The organism is Pseudomonas sp. BIGb0176 (assembly GCF_024810175.1).
Lineage (GTDB): Bacteria > Pseudomonadota > Gammaproteobacteria > Pseudomonadales > Pseudomonadaceae > Aquipseudomonas > Aquipseudomonas protegens.
Genome location: NZ_JANUEC010000006.1, coordinates 82505 through 91601, shown reverse-complemented (window position 1 = coordinate 91601; position 9097 = coordinate 82505). Strand labels below are relative to the sequence as shown.

Annotated in this window: 9 protein-coding genes; 4 read left to right on the top strand and 5 right to left on the bottom strand. The window is 64.5% G+C overall.

Features of this window, described 5'->3' with window-relative positions:
* Positions 1-8 precede the first annotated feature (8 nt).
* Entirely contained in the window at positions 9-800 is a 792-nt protein-coding gene (locus M2395_RS28970) for a YfaP family protein (protein WP_019092777.1), read from the bottom strand.
* Positions 801-1167: 367 nt separating this feature from the next.
* Here M2395_RS28970 and M2395_RS28965 point away from each other — a divergent pair, with 367 nt between their 5' ends.
* The 4 genes from M2395_RS28965 to M2395_RS28950 all read left to right on the top strand — a co-directional run bounded on the left by M2395_RS28965 (position 1168) and on the right by M2395_RS28950 (position 6321).
* Positions 1168-1410, top strand: coding sequence for an exodeoxyribonuclease VII small subunit (locus M2395_RS28965; protein ID WP_011063724.1), 243 nt, complete (start codon positions 1168-1170; stop codon positions 1408-1410).
* A complete protein-coding gene (gene ispA, locus M2395_RS28960; protein WP_011063725.1) occupies positions 1407-2294 on the top strand; it encodes a (2E,6E)-farnesyl diphosphate synthase in 888 nt (295 codons plus the stop codon). The genes M2395_RS28965 and ispA overlap by 4 nt, the downstream gene beginning before the upstream one ends.
* A gap of 112 nt (positions 2295-2406) precedes the next feature.
* Positions 2407-4308 carry a 1-deoxy-D-xylulose-5-phosphate synthase gene (dxs, locus tag M2395_RS28955; protein ID WP_011063726.1) on the top strand — a complete coding sequence of 634 codons (1902 nt, stop codon included), beginning with the start codon at positions 2407-2409 and terminating at the stop codon, positions 4306-4308.
* A 120-nt stretch (positions 4309-4428) separates the two neighbouring features.
* On the top strand, positions 4429-6321 hold the full coding sequence (locus M2395_RS28950; RefSeq protein WP_123431457.1) for a TonB-dependent siderophore receptor: 1893 nt from the start codon (positions 4429-4431) through the stop codon (positions 6319-6321).
* 68 nt (positions 6322-6389) lie between these two features.
* On the opposite strand, the gene M2395_RS28945 is transcribed toward M2395_RS28950, so the two are convergent.
* From M2395_RS28945 to M2395_RS28930, 4 genes are all read right to left on the bottom strand, one after another.
* Positions 6390-7187 (bottom strand): cobalamin-binding protein, encoded by a 798-nt coding sequence (locus tag M2395_RS28945; RefSeq protein WP_123431456.1) that lies wholly within the window; start codon positions 7185-7187, stop codon positions 6390-6392.
* Entirely contained in the window at positions 7187-7606 is a 420-nt protein-coding gene (locus M2395_RS28940; protein WP_011063729.1) for a hypothetical protein, read from the bottom strand. Before M2395_RS28940 ends, M2395_RS28945 begins: the two co-directional genes overlap by 1 nt.
* The gene (ribA, locus tag M2395_RS28935; RefSeq protein WP_011063730.1) at positions 7603-8220 is read right to left on the bottom strand and encodes a GTP cyclohydrolase II; all 618 of its coding nucleotides are present in this window, start codon (positions 8218-8220) and stop codon (positions 7603-7605) included. Before ribA ends, M2395_RS28940 begins: the two co-directional genes overlap by 4 nt.
* A 128-nt stretch (positions 8221-8348) precedes the next feature.
* The gene (locus tag M2395_RS28930; RefSeq protein ID WP_015637198.1) at positions 8349-9092 is read right to left on the bottom strand and encodes an ABC transporter substrate-binding protein; all 744 of its coding nucleotides are present in this window, start codon (positions 9090-9092) and stop codon (positions 8349-8351) included.
* Positions 9093-9097: the final 5 nt, after the last annotated feature.

Sequence of the window (9097 nt, the reverse complement as noted above, 5' to 3'; positions counted from 1 at the left end):
CGGGATGTTCAATAGTTGAAAGACTTGACCAGCAACAGGTCGCCGATGGCCCGCATGGGCACGATAAAGGTCTCGCGTTTCTCATCGACGGTGTTTTCGTTAAGGATCAGGTTGATCTGCGAGGTGATCACCTCGTTCTGATTGCTGCCTTCGTCGAAGTTGTATCCGCCGCTGCCGAAGTTGCCCCAGTAGTTCACGTAGATCAGGTAGGTGCCCCGCAGCGGTGCGGTCATGGTGAACATTTCCGGGCCCGGGCCATCGACGCCGTCCGGGTCCAGGCCGCCGCCATTGGTCAGGCCGGGGTGGCCGAAGAAGGCGTGCTGACCGTCCGGGGTAATGATGTGCATGTCCAGCTCGGCCTTGGGATCGTCCCAGCCCAGCACTACGCGAATGCGCGGTGGAGTCTTGTTCAGGTTGGCTTCATAGAACTGCACGCGCTTGAGGGACTTGCCCTCGGAACTGCGCACTTCGACGCTGTTGGAGCCGGCACCGAACGCATAGGGCCGGGCAAAACGGCCCTGCTCGTCGGTGTAGAGATTCAACGGGTTGCCGTTGACCGACAGGCTGTGGGGCTGGCGCAAATGGCCAATGGCCTTGAGCTGGCCTTCGATCAGGGTGCGGTTGCGCTGGATGCCGCGGTCGATGGGCGGCGTCGGATAGGCCACGCGATCCTGCTCGGTGCGGTCCAGCAGGCCGGAATAACGCCAGCCGGCCAGGGGTTCCTGCAGCTCGGCAGAAGGCTCGGCGAATGCCGGCCCGGCCAGCAGCAAGGTCAGCAGAAGGGAGGATAGAGCGCGCATGTAATGCGTCCTGCCATGCATGGGAAAACCCTGGCGCCAGATCCTCGGCGCGGCTGCAAATATTCAGAAAGAGTGCCCGGCAACAAAGGGCGTTGGAAAGGCCGCAGATTAGCGACTTGGCGCCTGTTGCACAATTGCCGAAAAAGGAATTTGCGAGGGAATCGGCAATGCCCTGAAACCCCCGCAGCAAGTGCCATTACAGCGCCATCACCCCCTTCACTCCCGGGAGCAACGCGCGTCGTGAAAACCCCCGCCCCCCCTACCCCAACGCCCCCGCCCGAAGCCCGCCAGCGGGCGCTTCTCATTTGCCCGAAACCCCGCTGTCTGCTAGTGTCGCGCCGGTTTAACGTCAACCGGGATAGCCGCCATGGCCCGCAAAAAAGCTGCCTTAGATTTCGAACAATCCCTCGCCGACCTGCAAACCCTGGTCGAGCGTCTGGAGAACGGCGAGCTGTCGCTGGAAGACTCGTTGACCGCCTTCGAGCAAGGCATCGGCCTGACCCGCGATTGCCAGGCGGCCCTGGCCCAGGCCGAGCAGAAGGTGCAGATCCTCCTGGAGCGCGATGGCGAGCTGGCGGAACAGCCCTTCGATGCGGAACAGCCGGAATGATTACCGCCTATCAGGCCTCCAGCCAGGCCCGCGTCGACGCTGCAATGCACACCCTGTTCACCGCCCCTAGCCCCGAACTTGCCCGCCTCTATGAAGCCATGCGCTACAGCGTGATGAATGGCGGCAAGCGCGTGCGCCCGCTGCTGGCCTACGCCGCCTGCGAGGCCCTGGGCGGCAAGCCCGAGCAAGCCAACGGCGCCGCCTGCGCGGTGGAGCTGATCCACGCCTATTCCCTGGTGCACGACGACCTGCCGGCCATGGACGATGACGACCTACGCCGCGGCCAGCCCACTACCCACAAGGCTTTCGATGAAGCCTGCGCGATCCTCGCCGGCGACGGCCTGCAGAGCCTGGCCTTCAGCGCCCTGCTGGACCCGGCCCTGAGCGACGCCAGCGCCGAGATCCGCCTGCGCATGGTCACCACCCTGGCCCAGGCCGCGGGCCCGGCGGGCATGGTCGGCGGCCAGGCCATCGACCTCGGCTCCGTGGGGCTCAAGCTGGACCAGCAGGCCCTGGAATACATGCATCGGCACAAGACCGGGGCACTGATCGAAGCCAGCGTGATCCTTGGCGCCCTGGCCAGCGGCCGGGCCGAAAAGGGCGAGCTCAAGGCCCTGCAAACCTACGCTCAGGCCATTGGCCTGGCGTTCCAGGTGCAGGACGACATTCTCGATGTCGAAAGCGACACCGCCACCCTGGGCAAGCGCCAGGGCGCCGATATCGCCCGGGACAAGCCGACCTACCCGGCCTTGCTGGGCCTGGCCGCGGCCAAGGAGTACGCCCTGGAACTGCGCGACCAGGCGCTGCATGCCCTGCGTCCGTTTGACGCAGCGGCCGAGCCGCTGCGCGAGCTGGCGCGCTATATCGTCGAACGCCGCAGCTGATCGGCGGTCCGCAGCAGGACCGCATATCGGCCAAGTTCGGCGCTCTGCGTGGGCAGCTTGCGATGCATAAGGTAAACTGCCGCCTCTTTCTATACCTATAACGATTCGCCTGATGCCCACGACGTTTCATGAGATTCCCCGCAAACGCCCGACCACGCCGCTGCTCGACCGCGCCCAGACGCCGGACGGCCTGCGCCGGTTAGGCGAAGCCGAGCTGGAAACCCTGGCCGATGAGTTGCGCCTGGAATTGCTCTACACGGTCGGCCAGACCGGCGGGCACTTCGGTGCCGGCCTCGGGGTCATCGAGCTGACCATCGCGTTGCATTACGTGTTCGACACCCCGGACGACCGGCTGGTGTGGGACGTGGGTCACCAGGCGTATCCGCACAAGATCCTCACCGGGCGCCGTGAGCAGATGGCCAGCCTGCGCCAGAAAGACGGCCTGGCCGCCTTCCCGCGGCGCTCCGAGAGCGAGTACGACACCTTCGGCGTCGGCCACTCCAGTACCTCCATCAGCGCTGCCCTGGGCATGGCCATCGCCGCACGCCTGCAGAACAGCGAGCGCAAGGCCATCGCCGTGATCGGCGACGGCGCCCTGACCGCGGGCATGGCCTTCGAGGCCCTGAACCACGCGCCGGAGGTGGACGCCAACATGCTGGTGATCCTCAACGACAATGACATGTCGATCTCGCGCAATGTCGGCGGGCTGTCCAACTACCTGGCCAAGATTCTCTCCAGCCGCACCTACGCCAGCATGCGCGAAGGCAGCAAGAAAGTGCTGTCGCGCCTGCCCGGGGCCTGGGAAATCGCTCGCCGCACCGAAGAATACGCCAAGGGCATGCTGGTCCCCGGCACCCTGTTCGAAGAACTGGGCTGGAACTACATCGGCCCCATCGACGGCCATGACCTGCCGACCCTGATCGCCACCCTGCGCAACATGCGCGACCTCAAGGGCCCGCAGTTCCTGCATGTGGTGACCAAGAAGGGCAAGGGCTTCGCCCCGGCGGAAGTCGACCCGATCGGCTACCACGCCATCACCAAGCTGGAACCCCTGGACGCCCCGGCGGCCGCGCCGAAAAAGGCCGGCGGGCCGAAGTACTCCGGTGTGTTCGGCGAATGGCTGTGCGACATGGCCGCCGCCGACCCGCGCCTGGTGGGCATCACCCCGGCGATGAAGGAAGGTTCGGACCTGGTGGCCTTCAGCGAGCGTTTCCCGCTGCGCTACTTCGACGTGGCAATTGCCGAGCAGCACGCCGTGACTCTGGCGGCCGGCATGGCCTGCGAGGGCGCCAAGCCGGTGGTGGCGATCTATTCGACCTTCCTCCAGCGCGGCTATGACCAGCTGATCCACGATGTGGCGGTACAGAACCTCGACGTGCTGTTCGCCATCGACCGCGCCGGCCTGGTGGGCGAAGACGGCCCGACCCACGCCGGCAGCTTCGACCTCTCCTACCTGCGTTGCATCCCCGGCATGCTGGTGATGACCCCGAGCGACGAGAACGAGCTGCGCATGATGCTCAGCACCGGGCACCTGTACAACGGCCCTGCGGCCGTGCGCTACCCACGCGGCACCGGCCCCAACGCACCGATCGACAAGAGCCTGGAACCGATCGAGATCGGCAAGGGCGTGATCCGCCGCCAGGGCAGGCAAGTGGCCCTGCTGGTGTTCGGCGTGCAACTGGCCGAAGCCCTGCAAGTGGCCGAGAAACTCGACGCCACGGTGGTCGACATGCGCTTCGTCAAGCCACTGGATGAAGCCCTGGTACGCGAGATCGCCAGCAGCCACGAACTGCTGGTGACCATCGAGGAAAACGCCATCATGGGTGGCGCCGGTGGCGCGGTCAGCGAGTACCTGGCACGGGAAAACATCCTCAAGCCGATCCTCCACCTGGGCTTGCCGGACGCCTACGTCGAGCACGCCAAACCGGCGCAGATGCTCGCCGAGTGCGGCCTCGACGAAGCCGGCATCGAGGCCTCGGTGCGCCAGCGCCTGGCGCTGCTGGGCCTGGCTTGATCCACAACGGCCAGCTGTAGCCGCTGTTGCACGCCCGCCATGCGGGCGTCGCTTTTTGGCCTTCACTGTGCAGCCTCTCCCACTTTGCGGCAAAGGCCGAGCCGCGCTAACGGAATAGCCATGAAACTCTCTCGCCTGGCCCTGCCGCTTTGCCTTTTGCCCTGCGCCGAACTCTTTGCCGACACCCCCGACCGCGATCAGGCCCTGAAACTGCCCGAAATGCTGATCAGCGCCAACCGCCAGGTGGAAGCGCGCAATGACAGCAGCGCCGCCAACACCGTGTTCACCCGGGAAGACATCGACCGCCTGCAACCCGGCAGCCTCACCGACCTGCTGCAGCGGGTGCCGGGGGTGCAGGTAGCCCAGGGCGGCGGGCGCGGCAACCTGCCGAATATCTTCATCCGCGGCACCAACTCGGCCCAGAGCCTGGTGCTGGTGGACGGCCAGCGCATCAGCAGCTCATCGAGCGGCGACAGTAACCTGCAGTTCATCAGTATCGAGCAGATAGAAAGGGTGGAAGTACTGCGTGGCTCGCGCTCAGTGATCTATGGCAGCGACGCCATTGGCGGGGTGATCCAGATCTTCACCCGGCGCGGAGCGGACTCGGGGCTCCATGGGCGCATGCGCGTCGCCGCTGGCAGCAACCAGACCTGGGAGCGCAGCCTGGGACTGTCCGGTGGAGATCAACAGACACGCTTCAGCCTCGGCGCCAACCTGGATGAAACCGCCGGGATCGACTGGACCCACGAATCGTTCCCCAGCGATGCCGACCATGATGGTTACCGCAACAAGTCGTTGAGCTTCACCCTCAGCCATGCGCTGAACGATGACCTGGAGGTAGGCCTCAACCTGCTGGATAACCGTGGTCGCACGCGCTATGACAACCCCTTCGGGCGCTACGACTCAAGCTACGACGTCTTCGCCCAGGATCCTTACACCGATTTCAGTGTCAGCAGCGTCAGCGGCTATCTCGATGCGCACATCAATGATTACTGGACGTCGCGAGTAGAGCTGGGGCATAGCGAGAACCGCGACCTCAAGCGCGACAAACTCAGTGACGAACGAAACGTATTCAATACCTACCGGGACTCGCTGAACTGGCAGAACGATCTGCGCCTGGACGAACACAACAGCCTGATCCTCGGCGCTGACTGGTACGAAGACCGGCTCAATACCAGCCCGGCGCGATTTGCCGAAGACAGCCGCTGGAACCGGGCAGCCTTCATTCAGCACCGCTTTCGCGGTGACAGTTTCTCCACCGAGCTGGGTCTGCGCCGCGACCAGAACCAGCAATATGGCAGCCAGAACACCTGGAGCGGCACCTTTACCCTGCCGCTCAACCCGGACAATGACTTGCTGCTCTCCTATAGCGAAGGTTTCCGGGCGCCCAACTTCAGCGACCTGTATTACCCCGGCTTCAGCAACCCCGACCTCAAGCCGGAACACTCCAAGAGCTATGAATTGCAGTGGCGTAGCCAACTGACGCAAAGCACTCGCCTGGAGACCTCGATCTTCCGCACCGATATCAAGGACGCAATCATTTATGACCGCATAGCCCAACGCCCGGAAAACGTTGGCGCAGCGAGAATCAACGGTTTCGAAGCGGCCCTGAAACAGGAACTGTTCGGCTGGCAGACCAGCATCGGCACCGCGATCATTGATCCGCGCAATCGCAAGGATGGCCATCAACTGCCGCGCCGTGCCCGCCGCACCTTGAATCTGGATCTAGACCGGCAGTTCGACCAATTGGCGCTAGGTGCCAGCTGGCAACTGGTGAGCAAGAGCCATGAGGACTTGAGCACGAAAAAGCAGGTCCCGATTGGCGGCTACGGCCTGCTCGGACTGCGAAGCAGTTGGGCGATCAATCAGGAAGTGAAGCTGGACCTGAAACTCGACAACATCTTCGACAAGTCCTATAGCCGCGCGCTCTACGAGTACAACGGCAACGACTATGGCTACCGCAGCGAAGGCCGTACCTGGATGCTCGGCGTGACCTGGACGCCTGAGCTGTAAGGTCCGCCGCCTTCGCCGGCAAGCCGGCTCCTACAGGCCCCTAGGGCAAGGCCTGCCGGTGAAGGGGCTCAGCGCTCAGGTGCGATCAAGGCACAGAGCCTGGCCGTCGCGGCAATCATCTGCCCGCTGGGCCGCTCCAGGCCCTTGTCCCTTACCAGCAGCAACCGCCCTTGCCGCACCGCCGCGACCTGCGGCCAGTCCTTCCAGGCATCCAGTTGTCCCTGGGCGGTGGCGAGGATCGCCTGCGGATTGCGCTGCAACACCGACTCGATACTGACCTGGGGCGCCGGCAGTTGCTGGTCGGCAAACACATTGCGCGCGCCGCAGACGCTCAAGGCTTCGCTGATGATCTGCCCACCACCCACCGTGTACAGCGGCTGGTCCCAGACCTGATAGAACACCGGCAACAGCGGTTCGCGGTGATAGCGGACGCGCAATGCAGCCAGTTGCCCGTTCAACTCGGCGGCCAGCTCGCGGCCGGCCGCCGGGCGGCCCAGGCGCTCGCCGATCTCGGCAATCTGCGCGGTCAGTTGCGGGAAGTCATGGGGTTCGGCAACCAGGGTGGGAATCCCCAGGCGCGCCAGCTGATCGCGCTGGGCCGGGCCGACACTGCCCGGCCAGAGCAACAGCAAATCAGGTTTGAGGCTCAGCAGGCGCTCGATATCCAGCTGGCCGTAGCGCCCCACCGAAGGCAGGTCCTTGAGCGGCGCGGGCCGTTCACCGGCATCCAGCACGCCCACCAGCAGCTCGGCGGCCCCCAGCTCTACAACGATTTCCGAGAGCGATGGCGCAAGACTCACCACCCGCTGCGCCGCCAGCGCCGGAACACTGGCCAGCAGGCACAGGACCGCCAGCCAGCGCAGCATCAGCCCAGTTGACGCGGAATGCGATAGAGGTAGAACAGCACCGCCGTGGACACCGCCAGAAGCATCAGCGGCACCGCTTCCAGGCCGACGAACACCGCCAGGGTACCGATCCAGGCCGGCAGCGACGCCGCCAGGAACGCCACCCGCCGGCTGGCCGCAAGGTTGATCCAGGCCGCCGGTTCCTCGGGAGTGTCCAGGGCTTTCTGGGTGGCGATCAGGGCGTGCTTGTAGCCGCCGAAGAAGCGCAGGCTGACGAACATCGATGCCACCCCGGCAATGAAGAACGGCATCGCCAGCACCGGCAGGATGGGCTCGCCCTGGCCGAACAGCGCGTTGATCACGAACAACGGCAACAGGCCCAGGGCCAGGTATTGCCACCAACTGACGGTCAGGCGCCGCTTGACTTGACCCCGGGTCACGCGCGGTCGACCTCGCCCTGATGCTCGTTGCCCATCATGTGGTCGAGCTTGCTGGCCTTGGTCGCCAGGTAGAGTTTGTTGTGCGGGTTATGGCCGGTGTGCAGCGGTACGCGCTCGGCGACCTGGATCCCCATCTCGGTCAAGGCCTTGACCTTGCGCGGGTTGTTGGTCATCAGGCGCAGGGACTTGACCCCCAGGTGCTCCAGCATCGGCAGGCACATGGCGTAGTCGCGCTGGTCGGCGGCAAAGCCCAGGCGTTCGTTGGCCTCCACGGTGTCGGCGCCACCGTCCTGCAGTTCGTAGGCGCGGATCTTGTTCAAGAGGCCGATACCCCGGCCTTCCTGGCGCAAGTACAGCAACACCCCACGACCTTCGCGGGCGATGGCCTGCAGGGCGGCTTCCAGTTGCGAGCCGCAATCGCAACGCTGGCTGAACAGTGCATCGCCGGTCAGGCACTCGGAGTGCAGGCGGCCGAGAACCGGAGCGCCGTCGGCGATATCGCCCAGGCTGAGCACCACATGCTCGCGGCCGGTAGCTTCATCGAGAAAACCATGCATGGTGAATTGCGCAAAAGGCGTAGGCAGCTTGCAAGCAGCAACAAAAACGACGGGCACTGTTGTGCTCCTGATCTGTATGAGGACTGGAGATTCGCAGAGGCGGCATTGTAACAGCAGCCTCCACTGGACGCTTAGGCTGAATTATCGGAGATAAAGATCGATAAGTTTGATCAACGCACCGCCGGCTAAGGGCTCCCGTCAAAGGGATAAGGCTGTTTCCAGCGCTCGAAGATCGGCCGCAAACGCCCGGTGCTCACCAGCTGTGCCATGCGCTGGTCGTACAGTTCGCGCATTTCCCGCCCGCGCGGGTTGCTGGCGAACCCCAGGTACAGCGGCAGCTCGGTCAGGTGGGTACGCTTGAACTGGCTCGGATCGGAGGCCTGCCCCAGCACGTAGTCGATCTCGGTCTGGGCATCGATGTAATAGTCGGCGCGGCTGTACAGCAGCATCGGCAGGATGCCGATGCGCCGGCGGATCTCGTTGTAGCGACGGATATTGGGCAGGTAGTCCTGGTACTTGTAGCCGCGCACCCAGACCAGTCGGTAACTGGCGATAGTCGCCAGGCTCAACTCGGGGTTGCTGGCCAGTCCCAGGGCGTAGATGTGATCGGTGTCGTAGTTCCAGTGGGGGTAAAGCACACCCGGCGACTCATCACGGTAGGCACCCATGTGGGCGTCCACTTCGCCGCGCTGTACCAGCCCGACCGAACGGGTATAGGGCACGCTGCAACGTTCGATGGTCACACCCAGCGGCTCGAAGACTTCGCGCAGGATGTCCCAGCCCAGCCCCTCGCCGTTGGCTTCGGTGTAATCGCTCCAGACCTCGCTGGCGATGCGAATGTGCCTGGGCTGCGCCTGCGGCTCCGCGGCCCGGACGCTGCAACAGCTCAAGGCAACCAGCAATACCAGCAGCGCGCGGCACACACCCATGCCTA